This is a genomic window from Cryobacterium sp. TS_SC_7 (assembly GCF_056156285.1).
Window position 1 is genome coordinate 1,296,882 of sequence record NZ_CM149589.1, and the last position, 19,172, is coordinate 1,316,053.

At 69.9% G+C, this 19,172-nt stretch carries 11 protein-coding genes; 3 read left to right on the forward strand and 8 right to left on the reverse strand.

Annotated features, from left to right (window positions below; all coding sequences use genetic code 11):
* Positions 1 to 140: 140 nt before the first annotated feature.
* From AC0J5J_RS06055 to AC0J5J_RS06085, 7 genes are all read right to left on the reverse strand, one after another.
* Positions 141 to 2,576, reverse strand: coding sequence for a transglutaminase TgpA family protein (locus AC0J5J_RS06055; RefSeq protein ID WP_474899966.1), 2,436 nt, complete (start codon positions 2,574 to 2,576; stop codon positions 141 to 143).
* The gene (locus AC0J5J_RS06060) at positions 2,573 to 3,943 is read right to left on the reverse strand and encodes a DUF58 domain-containing protein (protein ID WP_474899967.1); all 1,371 of its coding nucleotides are present in this window, start codon (positions 3,941 to 3,943) and stop codon (positions 2,573 to 2,575) included. The genes AC0J5J_RS06055 and AC0J5J_RS06060 overlap by 4 nt, the downstream gene beginning before the upstream one ends.
* On the reverse strand, positions 3,940 to 4,911 hold the full coding sequence (locus tag AC0J5J_RS06065) for an AAA family ATPase (protein ID WP_134425781.1): 972 nt from the start codon (positions 4,909 to 4,911) through the stop codon (positions 3,940 to 3,942). Before AC0J5J_RS06065 ends, AC0J5J_RS06060 begins: the two co-directional genes overlap by 4 nt.
* Before the next feature lie 22 nt (positions 4,912 to 4,933).
* On the reverse strand, positions 4,934 to 10,870 hold the full coding sequence (locus AC0J5J_RS06070; RefSeq protein ID WP_474899968.1) for an Ig-like domain-containing protein: 5,937 nt from the start codon (positions 10,868 to 10,870) through the stop codon (positions 4,934 to 4,936).
* A complete protein-coding gene (locus AC0J5J_RS06075; protein ID WP_474899969.1) occupies positions 10,867 to 12,318 on the reverse strand; it encodes a serine/threonine-protein kinase in 1,452 nt (483 codons plus the stop codon). The genes AC0J5J_RS06070 and AC0J5J_RS06075 overlap by 4 nt, the downstream gene beginning before the upstream one ends.
* Before the next feature lie 134 nt (positions 12,319 to 12,452).
* Positions 12,453 to 13,259: a PP2C family protein-serine/threonine phosphatase gene (locus tag AC0J5J_RS06080; RefSeq protein WP_134425784.1), complete on the reverse strand. Its 807-nt coding sequence runs from the start codon at positions 13,257 to 13,259 to the stop codon at positions 12,453 to 12,455.
* A 28-nt stretch (positions 13,260 to 13,287) separates the two neighbouring features.
* The gene (locus AC0J5J_RS06085) at positions 13,288 to 14,319 is read right to left on the reverse strand and encodes an FHA domain-containing protein (protein WP_474899970.1); all 1,032 of its coding nucleotides are present in this window, start codon (positions 14,317 to 14,319) and stop codon (positions 13,288 to 13,290) included.
* 221 nt (positions 14,320 to 14,540) lie between these two features.
* Between AC0J5J_RS06085 and AC0J5J_RS06090 the strand changes: the two genes are divergently transcribed.
* Positions 14,541 to 15,023: an Lrp/AsnC family transcriptional regulator gene (locus AC0J5J_RS06090; RefSeq protein ID WP_474899971.1), complete on the forward strand. Its 483-nt coding sequence runs from the start codon at positions 14,541 to 14,543 to the stop codon at positions 15,021 to 15,023.
* Between the two features lie 4 nt (positions 15,024 to 15,027).
* Positions 15,028 to 16,557, forward strand: a complete 1,530-nt coding sequence (locus AC0J5J_RS06095; protein WP_474899972.1) for an aspartate aminotransferase family protein — start codon at positions 15,028 to 15,030, stop codon at positions 16,555 to 16,557.
* A 43-nt stretch (positions 16,558 to 16,600) separates the two neighbouring features.
* On the opposite strand, the gene AC0J5J_RS06100 is transcribed toward AC0J5J_RS06095, so the two are convergent.
* Positions 16,601 to 17,797 carry a DUF4192 domain-containing protein gene (locus AC0J5J_RS06100; protein ID WP_134425787.1) on the reverse strand — a complete coding sequence of 399 codons (1,197 nt, stop codon included), beginning with the start codon at positions 17,795 to 17,797 and terminating at the stop codon, positions 16,601 to 16,603.
* Between the two features lie 160 nt (positions 17,798 to 17,957).
* Here AC0J5J_RS06100 and AC0J5J_RS06105 point away from each other — a divergent pair, with 160 nt between their 5' ends.
* Entirely contained in the window at positions 17,958 to 19,139 is a 1,182-nt protein-coding gene (locus AC0J5J_RS06105; RefSeq protein ID WP_474899973.1) for a MarP family serine protease, read from the forward strand.
* Positions 19,140 to 19,172: the final 33 nt, after the last annotated feature.

Sequence of the window (19,172 nt, forward strand, 5' to 3'; positions counted from 1 at the left end):
GGGCAGAGGCTGGATCACCGTGGTGTCGCTCGGACGGGGATCCGGCCGTTTCCTGGTTTGCGGCGTTGCCGTGCTCGAACTGCCGCATTCGCCGCAGAACATGGCGCCGGTGGGAAGCTGTGCCCCGCAGATCAGGCAATTCACGTGCGCACTCCTCCCTGGCCCGGGCGGCTCCCCGGTGGCAGCGTCCGACGAACGGATGCCCTTCCAGCGTACCGACCCAGCGAGCGCAACGACACGAGCGCCCGCAGCCGCACCGAACGCTTCTTCCCCGCGCCCAGCGAGCGGCGCAGTTCGGTGACCGCGTTCCACACCTCCTCGGCGTCCGCGTTGCCCGGCCGTTCCGGCGAGAACACGGCCCGGTCCACCGCCGTCGCGACCGTGCGCGGTCGCGCCCCGGATACCAGCATCGCCAGTTCGGTGCGGGTGGCTCCCACCGGAACGTCGATGCCGTAGTCGAGCGCAGCGTCGGAGAATTCGCGCCAGCCGCCCCGGATCCGGTCGAGCGGCGCGGCACGGTTGCGACGCCGACGCCGACGCCGCGCCTTGGCCGCGATGATCAGCAGGAAGGGTGAGAGCACGATGCCGAGGCCGAGGAGGGTCCACCCGGCCACCGCGGCGGCGGCAAGCAGGAAGGCCAGCAGCGGGTTCGGCGGTGCGGGCGGATCGTCGCTGGTGCTTTCCGGCGGTGCGAGATCGCGGATTTCCGGCGGATCGGGAAGGGCCGGCGGCACGACGGTCTGCGGCCGGGAGACGACGGTCGGATCGTCGGGCGCCCGGGCCGGGATCTCGCGCACGGGCGGATTCGGATCGATCGTGGCCCAGCCGTCGGCGGACTGCACCTCGACCCAGGCCGACACATCGGATCCGACGACCGAGACGGTGGCGGCACCGGGCGCCGACCCTGCAGACCCTGCCGACTCAGCCGACTCCGCCGCTGGCTGTGGGACGAATCCGACGACGACCCGCGCCGGAAAGCCGATCCGGCGGGCCATCAGAGCCGCCGCCACGGCGTACTGCTCGGCGTCACCGAGCATGGGCTGGTCGGTGAACAGTTCACTGATCCGGTCGGCGCCGTGGCCCGACCGGCTCACGGGCTCGTCCGGCAGGATGCCGTGGCTGATGTAGCCATCCGTCGCCAGCCCGTCGAGGATGGCCTGCAGCTGCACCCCGGGCGCGTCACCGGCGCGAACGTAGCGGGCGAGCGCCTGTTCGAGTTCGTCCGGCAGGACCGGAGGCTCGGGCAGCACGGCGGTACCGGGCCGCAGGTCGGCCAGGGTGCCGGGCGCCCTCGGCACGACGGCCGAGGTCTGGTAGCTGTCGCCCCGGACCAGGCCCGTGAGCACCGCAGCAGTGCCGCTGTTGTCGTTGTAGAAGAAGGAATCGGACCGCGAAGTCCGGGTCGGCCCGGTGAAGGTGATCCGTTCGAGTTGGCCCGTGCCGGGCACCCAGACACCGGTGTAGTCGGCGATCGTCACCGTCAGCCGGGTCTCGTCGCCGTCGACGGCGGACTGGTCCAGACGGTCCGGCAGCCGGGTGAAGGAGCCGGAGGCGCTGCTGACCTGGTCGCTGCCCACGGAGTAGACGATCCCGTCGTAGCTGTCGAGGGTGGCCAGGCGCAACCGGCCGCCGCTCGGCAACCCGGCCACCTCGAGCATCACGGCGTCCGCCTGCCCGGCCTGCAGGTAGCCGCGGAATTCGCTCAGCGGGCTCGGGTAGTCCCGGGGGTCGAACGGTTGCTGCACCCGGGCGCGCAGAACGTCCCGCGGCACGTCGGCCGGCAGCAGGAGTGCGGCGCCGGTGCCGGCGGCGACGGCGATCGCAACGATGACGGCGGCGCTGACCAGCCCGCGGGCGGCCGCGACGTGCCGGTCGGACGACGAAGCGGTGGTGCGGCGGGACTGCTGCAACGAGACTCTCAGCACCGAGCGACGGCGCATCCAGCGGAACCAGAGCAGCCAGAACAGGAGCACGACGAAGAGCCCGAGGCCGGTTCCGATCGGGGCATGCTCGACCGTCGGCCCCAGGATGATCCCGGCCACGAACAGGGCCGCCGGGGCCAGGGTTCCGAACTCGCCGACGCGGGTGCGGAGGGCCACCGAAAGCCCGACCACGGTGCTGAGCAGCACCAGGATGAAAGCCGGCACGAGCAGCGCCTGATAGGAACCGACCGGCAGCACGATGGTCACCAGCTGCTTCCAGCCGAGCGCCGTCGCGACGACCAGGTCGAGCAAGCCGCTCAGGGAGGGCAGAACGCCGCGCACCGCTTGCCCGGGCACCGCCAGCGGCACCCCGGCGAGCAGGTAGACGCCCACGGTCGCCAGCCCCACCAGCCACGCCGCCCAGCGGAAGAGCGCCCCCAGAATGGCGATGATCGAACCCAGTACGAAAGTCACGCCGACCAGGACGACGAACTCGCGGCTCTGATAGACCGGCCAGAACGACGCGCTGGCCGTGAGGGTCGCCAGGAACAGCCCGATCGTGTTCCCGACGATGAAACGCCAGTCCAGACGGATGCCGCGGGCCGTCAGTCCGTCGCGGCGCACCCCGGTTCCGCGCCGGCCCCTCCCGCTCATACCGCCTTCGTTCGGCTGAGGCTCTGCTGCAGGTCCTCGAGATAGCCGATGGTGAGCACGCTCAGCTCGGCCACCCGGCGGAAGCTGGGAACGGTCTCCGGATCACAGACCACGGCGACGACGTCGACCCCGGTGGGGAAGCGGCCGGCGGCTGTGCGCAGCTGGGAGAGGGTGGTGGCCGACCCGCAGACGAGGAAGGCGACCGAGATACCGGCCACCGTGTCCGCGGCGGCCTTGGCCAGCTCGCTGACCGGCAGGGCGGCACCCAAGCGATCCACGCCGCTGAGATCGTCGAGCAGCCGGGTGCGGGTGAGGGTGCTGAGCGGCCGGAGGGCCGGCATCCGTCGCCGCGTGGATTCCGGCGGCGCCACGCTGACGACCACGGAGACCGTGCGGGCATCACGGATGGCCCGCACGCCCAGGCTCCCGGCGACGCTGACGGCCATCTCGAACTCCTCCTCGCCGGCGTAGTCGGATTCGGCCAGGCTGAGCGCGACCATGAGGTGGCTGCGCCGGGATTCCTCGAATTGGCGCACCATGTACCGGCCGGTCTTCGCCGTGCTCTTCCAGTGGATGGTGCGCCGTTCGTCACCGGGGACGTACTCGCGCAGGGCGTGGAAGGACACGTCGCTGTTCGTCAGGTCGCGCGTGGGATTGCCCTCGAGGTCGCGGATGAAACCGGTGCTCATGCTCGGAATCGACACTGTCCGCGGGTGCACGAACAGTTCCACCCGCTCGGCCCAGACGACTTCCCGGCGCAGCAAGCCGATCGGGTCGGCGCGGGCCGTTCGCACCGGACCGATCGGGATGACTCCGCGCTTGCGCGTCGGCACGATGAAGACGTCCTCGAAGCTGCCGCCGCGAGCGAGGCTCGGCACCGAGAACTCGGCCATCCCTGCCCCGACGGGCACCTCGACGCTCACCCCCGGCAGCCGTCGACGGGTCGGGTTCGAGACGGTCACCTGGCCGGGGACCCGCTCCCCCACCACGACGCGGTCCACGGGCAGGAGCAGGTGGATGTCGAACGCGTTCCGTCCGATCAGGAAAGTGGATGCCGCGACGATCAGCACGAGTCCGGTCCAGCCGATCACGACGAGCTCGGTCCAGCCGAGCGCATACCCGAACAGGAATGCGGTGCAGACGACGACCAGGCTGGCCCAACCGAGCGGGGTGACCACGGACGAGAGTGCTCCCAGCGCCCGGGCGAGCACCGCGGCGGCCGTGCTGCCGGCCCGCACGATTCGTGCGATGAGGTCGGCCAGGCGGCCGTCGCCGGCGTCCGGCCCCGGCGCAGCGACCGCGGCCGGCAGCGCGGGTGCCGCGGCCGGCAGCGGCGGTCCCACCGTCCCCAGCGTGCGCTGGGTCACGCAGCCTGCCTGTCGCTGGGCGGCGGCGTCTCCATCAGCACTCGGGCGATCACGCTGGACGCGGTGACGCCGTCGAACTCGGCCTCGGGGTCGAGCACGAGCCGGTGCGCGAGCACCGCGTCGGCGAGTTCCTTGATGTCATCGGGCACGACGTAGTGACGACCGTTGGCGGCGGCGAGGGTCTTCGCCGTGCGGATCAGGGCCAGCGCCCCCCGCACGCTCACCCCCAACCGCACCTCGGAGCTCGTGCGGGTGCCGTCGATCAGCCGTGCCACGTAGTCGTTGATGGTGGCGTCCACGAACACCGTCCGGGCGAGGGCGGCGAGTTCGACGACGGTCTGTGCGGAGACCACCGGCGGCAGCGTGATCTCGTGGGCGCGGTGCCCGGCGCCCTCGAGGATCCGCACCGTCGAGGCGTGGTCCGGGTAGCCGATCGAGGCCTTCATGATGAAGCGGTCGAGCTGGGCTTCGGGCAGTCGGTAGGTGCCGGCCTGTTCGATCGGGTTCTGCGTGGCGATCACCATGAACGGGGCCGCAACCGGGTGGGTGACGCCGTCGGCGGTGATCTGGCCCTCCTCCATCACCTCGAGCAGCGCGGCCTGCGTCTTCGGACTGGCCCGGTTGATCTCGTCGGCGAGCACGATGTTCGCGAAGATCGGACCGCGGTGGAACTCGAACGCCCCGCTCCGCTGGTCGTAGATGCTGACCCCGGTGATGTCCCCGGGCAGCAGGTCGGGGGTGAACTGCACCCGGTTGCTGGTTCCCCGCACGCTCTGGGCGATGGCGCGGGCAAGCGATGTCTTGCCGGTGCCGGGCACGTCTTCGAGCAGCAGGTGCCCGCCGCTGAGGAGCGCGGTGAACGACATCCGGATGACGTGGTGTTTGCCGAGCAGAACCTGCTCGACCCCGGTCACCAGTCGGTCGAAAACGTCGGCGAACTGGGCCGCCTGCTCCGCGGTCATCGTCATGGGGTGATCACTTTCGTGGGTTTCATGGTGCGTAGGTATAGCTCTGATTATTCACGGTCACCGTGAGTCTCACCGATCCGGCGGGCGGTGGAGCACCGTCAGTGGCGAAACTGCAGGTGTTCGGGGAGTCGGCGGCGCGCGGGGCCACCGACGCGTCACCAGGCACCGAGCACCGGTAGTCGGCGGGGAAGTCGTTGTTGTCCGGCCCGTTGGTCCAGCTGATCACGCCGGTCGCCGGGTTGTAGCCGAGCCCGGTCACGGTGAAGCTGACGGATGCCTCCGGCGCCGTGAGCGTGCCGGACCACGGCCCGCAGGAGCCCCAGTCGGTGCAGGCGGAGACCTGGTAGCGCACGACCTCGCCGAAGGGGAGTCCGAGCAGTTCACGCGGCCAGCCGGTCCCGCCGAAGGTCTTGTCGGAACCCGGGACGGGAGCGCCGGAGGCATCCACCGCGCGCAGTCGATAGTCACGGATGCCCGCGGACGGGCTGATCCCGTCGACACGCAGATCCCAGGCTTCTCCACGCGGCGCCATCGTGCTCGCCACGTCGGTGACGGGCCCCGGAGCCGGACGAACGAGCACGCTCGTCACGGCTGTCGACGCGCAGCCGGCCGCGTTGTACCCCCAGACCACGAAGTAGTACCGTCCGTTGTCGGTGAGCAGGTCGTCAAACACGACGCTGCTCGCCTCGCCGCCGAGAGTCTGCTGCCTGGCAACGATGCCGCCCTGGCTCGGTGCCTGCACCGCCCCCGACGCGGATACGGTGCAGGCCTGCGCACCCGTCGGAACCCGGTCGGCGTTCAGCTGTTGCACGAAATAGCCGCCGATCACGGCGCCCCGGCCATCGAACGGGTCGAAGGACACGGTCACGGCCCCGGCGGCGTCCGCAGCGGTGGCTGCTATCCCGCCGGCGCGGGCCGGCCCGAACGGCGTCGCGCTGCCGGACGCGCTCTTCCAGCCGGCTAGGGCTGGGTAAGCGTCGTTGCGGGCGCTGACGGTGAAGGGTGTGTTCACTCCGTTGGCCAGGCCCATCACGTCGACGGTGCAGGATGCCGCGCCGCAGTCCGGTCCGGTGGCGCTGACCTCCGGCGCCGCGACGCCGTTCGCGGTGACGACGTAGCCGCGCATCGCGGTTCCGCCGCCGGCCGGAGCGACGGTGTTCCAGCGCAGGCGCAGCCCGCCGTCGAGCGGCTCGGCCACCAGTCCCGTGGGTGCGGACGGGATCGAATCGGACCAGACCCGATCGCCGAGAACGGTCGGCGTCGACAGGCCGATCGTGTTCCGGGCGGCGACGGAGAGCCGGAGCGCGTTGTTCTGACCGTTGCCGGGCGTCGCCACCTCGCAGGCCGTGGCCTGGCAGAGGGAGGTGCCGACCACGGCACCCGACGCGGCATCCCGCAGTGTGATCTCGAAGCCCGTGATGGCCGAGTTGTTGAAGGCGCCGGCGTTGAACGAGACCGAGAGGGTGCGGTCCGCGAAGCCTGTGACGCGCAGGCTGGACACCGGGTCCGGCTTGTCCTGAACCGACACGCGCACCGTGCCCCAGGCGTAGCGGCTCGGGTCGTTGGTCGCGTCGGCCACCTGGTATTGCAGGTTCAGGTCGGTCGCAGCGGCGTCCGCCGACACCGTGACCGTCAGCTTGCTGTTGTCGGCGCTGGGCGTGACGCTGACCCCGTCCGGGACGCGGCCGCCGTCCAGCCCTCGCACGGCGAGCACGCGGAGCGGCACCGCCGGGAAGGGGTTGGTTGCGCCGTCGTTCGCGAGCACCTCGACGACGGTCGTGCGCCCGCGCGGGGCGACGGCGGCATCCGCCTGCGGGATCGCGACGGGCCGGGTGGAGGCGACCACGCCGAGGTCGATCCGGCCGGCGCGACCGTCGTTGAGGTCGTCCCGCACACCGATCGTGATGGAGCTCCGCGCACCCTTCGCAGTGGATTCCGCGGCACGCAGCGTGAGCGTCTGGCCGACCAGCGTGTAGCTGAAACCGACCGGGCGCGGGTCGAGCACGGTGTACGCCAGCTCGGCCTGGTCCTTCGGATACGGGTAGCTGGTGAGCTTGGTGAGGTCGATGACCTTCTCCTGGCCCGGCTCGACGTCGAGCACGGCGCCGCCGAACGCCGGAGGCTGGTTCTCACGGGGCGTGACGAGGATGGGCAGCACGATGGTGGCCGTGCGGCCGGAGGCATCCGCCGCCCCTGACCCGTCGGTCACCTCGAAGGAGATGGAGGCCGGACCGAAGTACTTGTCGGCGCTCGTGAAGGCGAGGCTGGTGTCACTGCCGACCAGAGCCGCACCATCGGAATGGGTGGCCTGCACGAGGCTCTTGTCGGTGAGCCGCACCTTCTTGCCGCCGACCGCGACCACGTAGTCGTTGATGTCGATGGTCAGCAGCGACTCGCTCCGCACGGTGAGCGCGGGTACCCCCCGGCGCACCTGGGGCAGGGCGTCGTCCGACCCGGGAACCCAGATGAACGCGTAGGACACGATGCTCGCGTCTTCCGGGTGGGCGACCGCGAACGGGATGATCTGGCTGGCAGCACCCACCGTGACGCGGATGCGCCGGGCGGGCGTGATCTCGGCGACCGGTGCGAAGCGGTCGGGCACCGTCAGATCCAGTTCACTGGCTGGGCCCTCGGCGAAGAAGACGTTGGCCAGCACGTCGACGTCGACCGTGCGCGCCTCGAGCACGTCGGAGAGAGCCACGTGGGTGTCGCGCGCGTCCGGTCGCGAGCGGGGCGCATCCTCCTGCACCACGACGGTGAGGAAGGTCGAACTCGTGCCGCCGCGCTCGTTCTGGATCGCGTAGATGAAACCGTAGCGGCCCTCTGTCGGCGGTGCCGTCACGGCCACGGTGTCGCCGTCGACGACGGCGCTGCCCGCATCGGTGCCGGAGTCGCCGCTCCCCTCGACGCCCGTGATGCTCAGCGTGCCGCCGTCGGGATCGGAGTCGTTGCCGAGCACGCGCACGGCCACGGTGCTGCCGGGGCGCACCACGACCTCGTCCGGCGCGGCGACCGGGTTGCGGGCGCCGTCGAGGCGTGGGCTGATACCGACCCGGACCGTGCCTACGGCCCTGGCCCCGAGCGCGTCGACTACGGAGTAGGTGAACGTGTCCGTTCCGGCCGAGTATTCCCCGGCCGTGTAGGAGAGTGAGTCGGTTCCCGTGACCGAGACGGTGCCCTTCTCGGGGCTGGACTCCTGGCCCACCAATTGCACGGAGTCGCCGTCGGGGTCGATGCCGGACAGCGGGATCGGGATGCTCACGGTGTCGCCGGCGAGCACGCGCGCGGTCACGGTCTTCGGCACGGGGGCGCTGTTGGAGGTCGGGTCGGCCTCACGCACCGCGATGCTGACTTCGGCGTTGGCGAACTGGCCGTCCGGGGCGTTCACCCGGTAGACGGCGGTGACGTTGCCGGCCGTGTCCGGCGCCAGGAACCGCAGCACGCTGCCCGAGACGAACAGCAGCCCGCCGCCGGACGGGAGCTCGGTCGCGAGCGCCGGGGCGAGGGTCAACGGGTCCCCGTCGGGGTGCTCATCGTTCGCGAGCACGGGAATGTCGATGGCGTCGCCCACCCGCACGGAGATGGTGTCCGGCACGGCGATGGGAGCCTGTTTCTGCGCCGGCGGCGGGATCTCGATCACGGTCACTGTGCCGACGGCTTCGGCCAGGCCGTTGCTGACCCGGTAGCCGAAGACTGCCGTGCCGCCGTCGAGCGGTTTGGTCAGGGTCACCCGCAGGATGCGCTGGTCGAGGATCTCGATCCGCATCCCACTGTCGGCGGGGACATCCGTCGTGCCGGTCACCAGCAGCACTCCGCCGGCCGGGTCGGAGTCCGAGGCGAGAACGTCCACCAGGGTGGCCTGCTGGCCGCGGATGAAGGCGGTGTGCGGCACCGTGATCGGCGGGGTGTTCGCATCGGGCGCGGCCGTCACCTGGACCCGGATGCGTCCGGTGGCGGTGAGTTCGCCATCCGTCACCGCGTACTCGATCTCGTGAACGCCCACCACGCTGCTCTGCAGCCGGAACGTTCCGGCGTCGAAGTCGGCGACGACATCGACCTCGGGTTTGGCCGGCACACTGCTCAGGCGCAGCGGCGCCGACCCACCGCGCACGTGTTCGAGCGGTGAGACGGTCACCTCGCTGCCCGCGGTCGCCAGCACGACGAAGGCCTCGGCGACGATGGGCACCGACCCGCGTGGGCGCACCATGACCGCGAGGGTGCCCGAACCGGACAACCGGCCGTCGGAGACGGTCAGGCCGACGGTTTTCGCGCCGCCGCCGGAATCACCGTCCGTGTAGACGACGGATCCGGCAGGGGTGAAGCTGACCCGGTCGGGTTCCGGCGTGGTCGCGGCAGCCAGGTAGAACGGGTCGCCGTCCGGGTCGATCCAGTCGCCGAGCACGGCGGTGGTGACCCGCCCGCCGGCGTGCACGGTGGTGTTCGTCGCGCGCGCCTGCACGGGTGCGGAGTTTTCCTCCGGGCCGCGCACCGTGACGGTGACGGTGGCGGAGGCGCTGCCGCCCCGCCCGTCGTTGATGGTGTAGTCGAAGGCCAGGCTGCCGGATGCCTCCGGTGCGAGGGTCAGCTGCACCTGCTGGGTGTCCGCCACGAGCTCGAGCCGCCCGTCCGCGGCGGGCAGGTCGGTGACTGATTCGATCACCAGCACGTCGCCGTTGGGATCGAAGTCGTTGAGCAGCACGGGCAGCGTCACCGTGCGCCCCGGCCTGCCGCCGAAATCGTCGTCGACGGCGACCGGCGGCACCTGTGCCTTCTCGTATTCGGGCGTGCTGTCGTCCGTGGTCTGCTCGACCTGCTGCTGATCCTCCTCCGTGTCGACCAGGTCGGCCCAGTTGTCGATCAGTTCGTTGTCCTGCTGCACCGCCCAGGACGCGCCGTTGCGGGCGTCGTTCAGCACCAGTCCGGAGCCGTTCCGCCGGAAGGCGAGCCGGGCATCACCCACCACCCCGGACAGCGTGGCCGTGTTGGCGTCGACGGATGCTGCTCCGCCGCCCGCGGTGCCGGCATCCTCTCCGCAGTCGCGCCACACGGTGCCGTCCGACCAGGCCGCGTGGGCGCAGGAACCGTCCAGCACCGGGGCGGCGGCGTCGCCGTTCCGGCCGGTGACGAGCGTGCTCAGCCGGCCGCCCGCGACGGGAACCGAGACGAGCCCTTCCCGGTGGGCGACGAGGACGCGGTCGCCGGTGAGGCTCGGCTCGGCCAGGATCGGATCGTCGGCGGCTCGGATACTCCCGGACAGGTCGTCCTCGCCCTCGGCGTGGAAGACTCGCCGGGTCGACGCGTTCAGCAGCGCCCAGCGGCCGTCGACGCTGGTCAGCTGGTAGCGGTCATCCGGTTCGCCCGCCGCCACCACGACGGTGCTGGTGATGGTGTCGCTGGTGAGGAGATCGACCCGGGCGAGCTCGCCGGTAGCGGGTGTGAAGGCGAAGAGCACCCCGGCGTCATCCATGCTGATCACCGAGCCGGCGCCGAAGGCCAGCGTCGGCTCAGCGGTGCTGTCGAATCCGGACAGCTGGTTCTCGGCCACGTTCCAGACGTCGCCGTCCGCGGTGATCACCGCGCGGTCGCCCGCCAGGATGACCGACGCGGCTTCCGGCGGCAGCGCCACGCTGTCGGCCACCTCCGCGGTGGCGGGGTCAAGGATGTCGAGGGCGCTGTTGCCGCGGTCCAGCACCAGAACGGTGGCACCCTGCTGCACCACGTCGAGGCTGGCGCTGCCGGCGGTGACGACCGTGTTGAGTTCGAACACGGCCGTATTCGCCCGTCCGACCACCTGCCGGGCCTCGTTCGTCACCCAGACTGCCGCGTCACCGAGGTCCAGCCGTTGCGCGGTGTAGCCGCCCGAAACCACGGCCAGAGTGGCGACGACGGCGACCACCAGGGTTGCACTGAGAGTGGTGGCGAACAGTGACCGGTGGGTGGCGAGCCAGCGACGGATCATTGATCGGCGCCAGTCCCGGTCTGCGTACCGGCGGGTGCGCTGTCCACGCACTTCTCGCCGCTGGGCTCCCCGCTCTTGCCGTCCCGGTTCACGGCGACGGTCGCGCAGACCCGCGCCCGGCCCTGCGGGTCGACCGTGAATTCCGTTCCGCGCTGGATGCTGCTCTCGCCGGTGCGCAGGGTCACCACGTAGTTGTCGCCGTCCCGCACACCGGGATCGGACCAGGTGAACCTGACCGTTCCGGAGAGGAGCTCACCGGTCAGATCGCTGACCCCGGGGATCTCGGTGCCGGTCTGGCGTACCAGCACGGACGCCGCCGTACCGGCCAGACCCAGGATGACGGCCGCGGCGGCCACCAGCCCCCAGACCGTGAGCAGGCGCCGCCGCGCCCTCGGCGCGGTGGTCACGGTGACGCCCGGAGTGCCCGTGCCGGCCCGTCCGGACGTCGCCGACCGGGTGCCCCGGCTGCTGGCCGGTGCCTTCCGGCGGCGACGCGGGGCGCTGTACGCGTCGACGGAGTTGACACCCGTGATGCGGGTGCGGTCGTCCTCATCGTCGACGGACTCCATCGCCCAGCCGTCTCGCGCCACCTCGAGCGGCGTCTGGGCGAGACCGAGTTCGGCCTCGACCGATTGGAGCTCGCGGATGAGCTCCAGCACACTTCCCTGGCGCAGTTCCGGCCGCCGGGACATGGACCTGGTCAGGATCGCCTCCAGCCGGTCCGGCACGTCGGCGCGGTTCAGCGGCGGGATGCGGGCCTTGTTGATCCGGGCCATCATCGCCGCGGAACCGTTCTCGATCCCGGGCAGTTCGAACGGTGAACGTCCGGCCAGGAGCGAGTAGAGCGTGGCGCCGAGCGACCACACCTCCGCGGCGACCGATCCCGAGATCTCGCCGAGGAGGACTTCAGGGGCAGACCACGGAATCGAGAGTCCCACGGCGTCGGATCGTTCGGCCTCGCCGAGGGTGGCCGCGATCCCGAAGTCGGAGAGCACCGGGTGCCCATACGCGGTCACCAGGATGTTGGACGGTTTCAGGTCCCGGTGCAGAACGCCGGCCTGGTGGGCGGTCTCGACGGCGCTGGCGATTTTCACACCGATTCGCAGGGTCTCCGGAACCGGCAGCGGTTGCACGCGATAGCGCTGGCTCAGGGTCGAGGAACAGTACTCCATCACGAGGTACGGACGCCCGTCCGCGGAGACGCTCGCCTGGAAGACCGTCAGGATCGACGGGTGCGAGCTGAGCTGCGCCATCAGGTTCGCCTCGGCCTGGAAGAGCTGGCGTACGTGGTCGTTGACGATCTCGGCGAGGAGCACCTTGACGGCGACCTGGCGCCTCGGCATGTTCTGCTCGTACAGGAACACGTCGGCGAAACCGCCGGACCCGAGCAGCCGCAGATAGGAGAATCCCGGCAGGTTCGGCGGCGTCGAGGGTAAGCGCCGTGCCATGTCGCCTCCCGGTACCGTCGATGCGTGTCAAACGTGTGAACAGGCGCACGTCGACCGGGTGACTCGACGGGCGCCCCTAATTTTAGGGGCCTGCCGACGTGCAGGAGCGTGCCCGCCGTTGGGGTGGCGGGAAACTACCCCAACTCTGGGGGTACGGCGTCGCCGACGGCGAGAACGTCCAGCACGATCACGGTGACGTTGTCGCGGCCGCCGTTGTCGAGCGCGGCCTCCAGGAGAGCTTTGGCCGCGTCATCCGCTCGCGGGTTGGAGATCAGGAAATGACGGATGCCGTACGCCGTGAGTTCCTTGGTCAGGCCGTCGGAGCAGATCAGGAGCCGCATCCCGGCCTGCAGGGGGCGAATGCGGTAATCGGGCACCGGCGGTTCGTGGAACCCGACCGCACGGGTGACGATGTTGCCGTGCGGGTGTACATCGGCCTCGTCCCGCGTGATCCGGCCGGCGTCGACGAGCTCCTGGACCACGGAGTGATCGGTGGTGATCTGCTCCAGCACGCCTGAGGTGAGCTGGTAGACCCGGGAATCGCCGATGTTGAAAACGATCCACTGCGGCACTCCGGAGACGACGGCCAGCGCCGCTCCCGTGACGGTGGTTCCGGTGCCGAGGTCGGTCACGCCCTCGCCAGAGGCCATGTCCACGACCGAGCGGCTGAGCGCGTCGTTGATCTGCTGCGCCTCGACGTGGTCCGTGCCGGCGAGTTCGGCCAGCCGGGTGACGACGGCGGCGCTGGCGACGTCGCCGGCGGAGTGCCCGCCCATCCCGTCGGCGACCGAGAAGACGGGAATTTCCGAGACGAGGCTGTCTTCGTTGATCTGCCTGCGGTGACCGGTGTCGGTCAGCGCCGCCCAGGCCAGGGTCACGGTCTTCTGCACCGTTGGAAGGAGGACGGTGGAACCGGTTGAGCCTTGACCAATCTGGGTCACGGTTGTGCCTTCCGAAATTGCCGAGCGATTACTGAGCGGGCGTCGTGCCGGCTGCGGGGAGGATCTCGATGATATTACCGTCCCCAATGTCCACTGTCGTACCGGGCAGCACCGTGAGCGACTGTCCGGGGTGGAGACGTAGCCTGCGTCCACGCGGCGGAATCACGATCGACCCGTTCGTGGAACCGAGGTCGGTGACGACCACCGAGCTGCCCTCCTGCCGGATTTCGAGGTGGGTTCCGGAGACCGCGGAGGTCGGTGAGTCCACGTTCACCAGCCGCGCCGGAGCACCGGATGTGATGCGCGGCGGCCGCGGACGGCGCCCGACGTGACTGGGCCGGTCAAGCGCAATCTCCTCCCCGTTCGGCAGCCGGAACCGCAGCCGCGCCTCGGCGGGACGCACCGGATGAGCTGCTGCCGCTGTCGGGGTGGCCCGGGCCGGGCGGCCCAGGACGGTGTCCGCGTCGGCCGGACTCTGGTTGCCCCCGGCGTGGATGATCGTGGCGTCGTCTGGGGGGTCGTCTGGGGGGTCCGCCGCTCCCGGGGCCGCGTCGGCCGGGGCCGGCAGTGCCAGATCCGACAACGACCAGAACAGTGTGGTCGCGTCCACAGATCCCAACCCGAACGGATGACCGGAGCCGAGGCCGGCCGCGGGCACCACCGGCCGGCCGGCGAACCCGATCGTGAGCCCGATCACGGACCGGAAGTCAGCCAGCAGCCAGGGGCGGATTCCGCCGGCCGAGAACCGACGCGATCCACCGACCGAGAACACGTCGACCGCCACGTCGCCGCGAGCGATCACGGAGACCGGGATTCCGTCCTCGTCGGTGGGGGCGCGCTGCACGATCACTGCGAAGTGCGCGGTCGGGGTCTCCCCACCGAGCGGAAGCAGGGCCACCAGCGCTTCGGCTTCGACGTGGGGTGCCGTGACGAGCGCGGCCAGTGTCGCGGTCACCGCCGACGGAGTGTCGTCCGGCAGCGCCGCGATGAAGCCGCGGCCCACCACGAACGTCCAACCGGCTTGTCTGCCGGGTTCGAGTTGGTATCCGACGCGCCCCACGGGATTGGTGCCTTCCATTCAGTACACGAGCAAGTCAACACCATCGGTTGCGGGATCGATCCGATTCCACGGTGACGCCGCCGAAGATCCGACGCACATTGAGCATCATCTCGGCGGGAATCGAGCCCAAACCAGTCAATACTCAGTGGATTCCGTTGTCCTTGCTGTGTATTACTGCGGAATCGCTTGCCTGAGGCAACTCCCACTGGCATACTCGCTGGATGAGCGTAAACGGGCGCAATGTTGCGGGCAAGTCGGCACCGCTGGACGAGGTCTCGAAGAAGATCATCGAGCAACTCCAGGTCGACGGCCGGCGCTCCTACGCCGAGATCGGCAAAGCCGTCGGTCTGAGCGAGGCCGCCGTGCGTCAGCGCGTGCAGAAATTGACGGATGCCGGCGTCATGCAGGTCGTCGCCGTCACCGACCCGATGCAGCTCGGGTTCTACCGCCAGGCCATGATCGGGATCCGTGCGACCGGGGACACCCGGGTGCTCGCCGACCAGCTGTCCGCCATCCCCGCCGTCGACTATGTCGTTCTCACGGCCGGCTCCTTCGATCTCCTGGTCGAGGTCGTCTGCGAGGACGACGAGGAACTGATCGACCTTCTCAATGCTCAGATCCGCGGTCTCGACGGAGTCAGCTCCACCGAGACCTTCGTTTATCTCAAACTCCACAAGCAGTTCTACAACTGGGGAACACGGTAAAAAAATGACAACCACAGCACCCACCACGCACTCCGCCGCGACCGACAGCGCAGTCGACGCCCACGTCGATGCACTGGTCGACGCCACGGTCGATACCGCGAGCGCCGGCGACACCGTAGCCGAGGCCCCGGCTGCACCGCGCGTCTACACGGATGCCGAGAACGCCGCCCTGCAGCAAAAAGCGAAAGACCACCTCTGGATGCACTTCTCGCGCCAGTCGGTGCTCGAATCGGGTCACGGCGTGCCGATCATCACCAAGGGTGTCGGACATCACATCTGGGACTCCAACGGCAAGAAGTACATCGACGGCCTGAGCGGGCTGTTCACCGTCAACGCCGGCCACGGCCGTAAACGCCTCGCCCAGGTGGCAGCCAAGCAGGCCGAGGAACTCGCGTTCTTCCCGATCTGGTCCTACGCCCACCCGAGCGCCATCGAACTGGCCGACCGCCTGGCCGCCAACGCGCCCGGCGACCTCAACCGGGTCTTCTACTCGACCGGCGGCGGCGAGGCCGTGGAGACCGCTTTCAAACTGGCCAAGTACTACTGGAAGCTGCAGGGCCGCCCCACCAAGCACAAGGTCATCTCCCGCAACGTGGCCTACCACGGCACCCCCCAGGGCGCCCTGGCCATCACGGGCATCCCGGCCATGAAGGAGATGTTCGAACCGGTGACCCCGGGCGGATTCCGTGTGCCGAACACCAACTTCTACCGCGCCGACGAGATGGGTTCCGGGTTCGGTGACGACGTGGAGAAGTTCGGCCTGTGGGCCGCCAACCGGATCGAGGAGATGATCCAGTTCGAGGGACCGGAGACCGTTGCTGCCGTGTTCCTGGAGCCGGTGCAGAACTCCGGCGGTTGCTTCCCGCCGCCCCCCGGCTATTTCAAGCGTGTGCGCGAGATCTGCGACCAGTACGACGTGCTGCTGGTGGCCGATGAGGTCATCACGGCCTTCGGACGTATCGGCAACATGTTCGCGTCGACCACCTTCGGGATCGAACCGGACATGATCACCTGCGCGAAGGGCATGACCAGCGGCTACTCACCGATCGGCGCCACCATCATCAGCGACCGCATCTACGAGCCCTTCAAGCACGGCGAGACCACGTTCTACCACGGCTACACCTTCGGTGGCCACCCGGTTTCCGCCGCTGTGGCCATGGCCAACCTCGACATCTTCGAGGAGGAAAAGCTCAACGAGAACGTGCGCGAGAACTCCCCGCTCTTCCGCGCGGAATTGGAGAAACTGCTCGAACTGCCGATCGTGGGCGATGTGCGCGGCGAGGGCTACTTCTTCGGAATCGAACTCGTCAAGGACAAAGGCACCAAGGAGACGTTCAACGACGCCGAGTCCGAGCGCCTGCTGCGGGGTTACCTCTCCAAGGCGCTGTACGAAGCGGGACTGTACTGCCGCGCCGACGACCGAGGCGACCCGGTCGTGCAGCTCGCTCCCCCGCTGACCATCGGCCCTGCCGAGTTCACCGAGATCGGCGACATCCTGCACGGCGTGCTCTCGGAGGCCCCGAAGTACCTGTAGCGTTCGGCGTCCCGGTGCCGATTCGCGCACCGGTCACGCGGACTCAGGCGTTTGCGGTCTCGTCCAGCGGGACCGCAAACGCCCAATCCGGCAGATGCCCCACACCGAACACTGTGCGCAGCAGTTCAGCCATTGGGTAGCGGGGATCGATCGCCAGCGCCCGGTCGACGAAGATGCCGGCGACGGACCCGCGCCCCATCGCCCAGGACAGCCAGGCCAGCATGCACAGCGGTGCCGGCCGGGCCCGGCGCGGCGCCAGAGCCACCAGCAGTTTCAACAGCCGGATCGCCCGCTCGATCCGCTCCGGGTCGGGGCGTTCCCGTGAGAGCCCGAGCATGAGGTCGCCGGTGGCCCGGGTGTTCGGGCTGTCGTTCCCGGCGGCCTGCTCCTCGCCGATGATGTCGTCGAGGCTGCGCCCCGTGGCGCGCTGGATGATCGCATAGCGCAGGTTCAGTTCGTGCGTCTGCCGCCCGACCGTCTCGCCGAAGGCGAACTGCAGCATCATCTGGTCCCGGCAGGCCGGCCCCTGCACGAGGTACAGCACAGTGGCCGCGTCGTCGACGCCCAGCTGCTCGAGGTCGAAGCCCAGCGCGGCCTCCGCGGCCGGCACCGGGTCGAGGATGTCGCGGGCCAGCTCGAGCAGCTCCGGCACCGTCTGCGACGTCGAGCCGAGGCGCTGATACCGAGCGAGCCGCCGGGCGACCTTCGCCTTCATCGACGGGTCGACCGCCGGCAGGTCGGCGCGGCTCTGCAGGGTGGCCAGGTCTGTGCGCACCGCGGCGGGGATGGCCCGGTGCACGTCGGAGGCGGCGATCGCGCTCAGCGGATTCCCGCCGGCCGGGCAGTCCGGGTCGAGGTATGAGCCCCACCCGTCCGGTGCCACACAGAGGGCGTCGCGCACCAGGAAACCGGAGAGTCGTGCTCGCGCGCACAACACCTCCGCGAAGCGTTCCTGCGGCAGGCCGGTCACGCCCGCGATGGTTTCGTCGCTGTAGAACACGGGAACCAGCGCGTCGACGCCCGGGATCTTGCAGACGGTGCCCACGAGGGTGGTGGCGATGCGCCCCAGCACTTTTTGCGGGGCTCCGGGTTCGGGCAGGTTGAACCGCATGGCCCCGCAGGTGCGGTTGCCGCGGAAGGCGACGAGCACCAGACTCTTCTCGGGCAGGAACCCGACGAGCTGTGGCACGAGGGCGAGGAAGTCATGCGCTTCCCTGGTCTTGACGATTGTCCTGTTCATGGATCCACCCTGATCGGAAGCGGCTTCCCCTCCCGATCCGGGCCCGGTCGGTGCACAACTCGGCGGATTCACATTCTGGGGAGGCCCGGCCACGTACTCTGGATCGAGACGGATGCGGCCGGTGGGCAAGCACGACACCGACAGAGAACGAGGTTCACGGATGGCGTTTTCAACGATTCTGGATGTGGTGCTCCTGATCGTGCTGTTCGGCTATCTCGTGTCCGGGTATCGCAGTGGGCTGATCGGAAGCCTCAGCGGAATCGCAGGACTCGTCGCAGGAGCCGTGGCCGCCTACTTCCTGGTGCCGCTCGTGGGCACCTGGGTTCCCGCTGCGGAGTGGCGCACCGCCGCCACCCTGGCGACCGCCGCCGTCCTCCTGATCGGCGGTCTCTCCCTCGGCCGTTCCGTCGGCCGCCTGCTCACCCCTCAGGGAACCCGCAACAAGCTCCGCGTCATCGATCGCATTCTGGGTGCCGGCGCCGCCGTCACCGTGTCCGCCCTGGTGGCCTCGATGATCGCCTTCAGCATCGGCGCCCTCGGCGTGCCGGTGGTCTCCTCGGCCGTGAGCTCGTCCAGCGTGATCCGTTCGATCGACTCGCTGACCCCCGACCCGGTCACGAGCTTCCTGGCCCAGCTGCGGTCGATCGTGGCGACCGAGGGCATCCCGCGCGTCGTCGAGGCTTTCAACGGCCCGGCCCCGGTCGTGCCCAGCGTGGGCACCGACAGCGAGGCACTGCTGGCGGCGCGGGCATCCGTGCTGAAAATCACCGGAACCGCCTACGCCTGCGGCCAGAACCAGTCCGGCAGCGGATTCGTCATCGCGACCGACCGGGTGCTCACCAACGCCCATGTCGTCGCCGGGGTGTCGGAGCCCGTGGTGGTCACCCCCGACGGCCGGGCCCAGTCGGGTCAGGTCGTCTATTTCGATCCGGTCGTCGACCTCGCCGTGATCGCGGTGTCCGGGCTGGACGCCCAACCGCTCGCGCTCGGCGACAACCTGGGACCGGGCAGCCTCGCCGTGAGCGGCGGCTACCCCTTCGGCGGGCCCTTCGAGTCCGCGCCGGCCGAGGTGGTCGCCGTCGCGCCCGCCATGGTGGCCGACATCTATGGCGCGGATCCCTCGTCCCGGCAGATCTATACGCTGGCCGCCGATGTGGACCACGGCGAGTCCGGCGGCCCTCTGCTCAGCGAAGCCGGTGTCGTGGCCGGCGTCATGTTCGCCAAGTCGACCATCACCGACAACCTCGGCTACGCCCTGGCGATGGAGGAGGTCGATCCGGTCGCGGCTCAGGCATCCGCGCTCGACGCCCCGGTCTCCTCCGGCTCCTGCATCAGCGGGTAGCCCGCGGTGGCAGACTAGACAGGTCCTGAACGC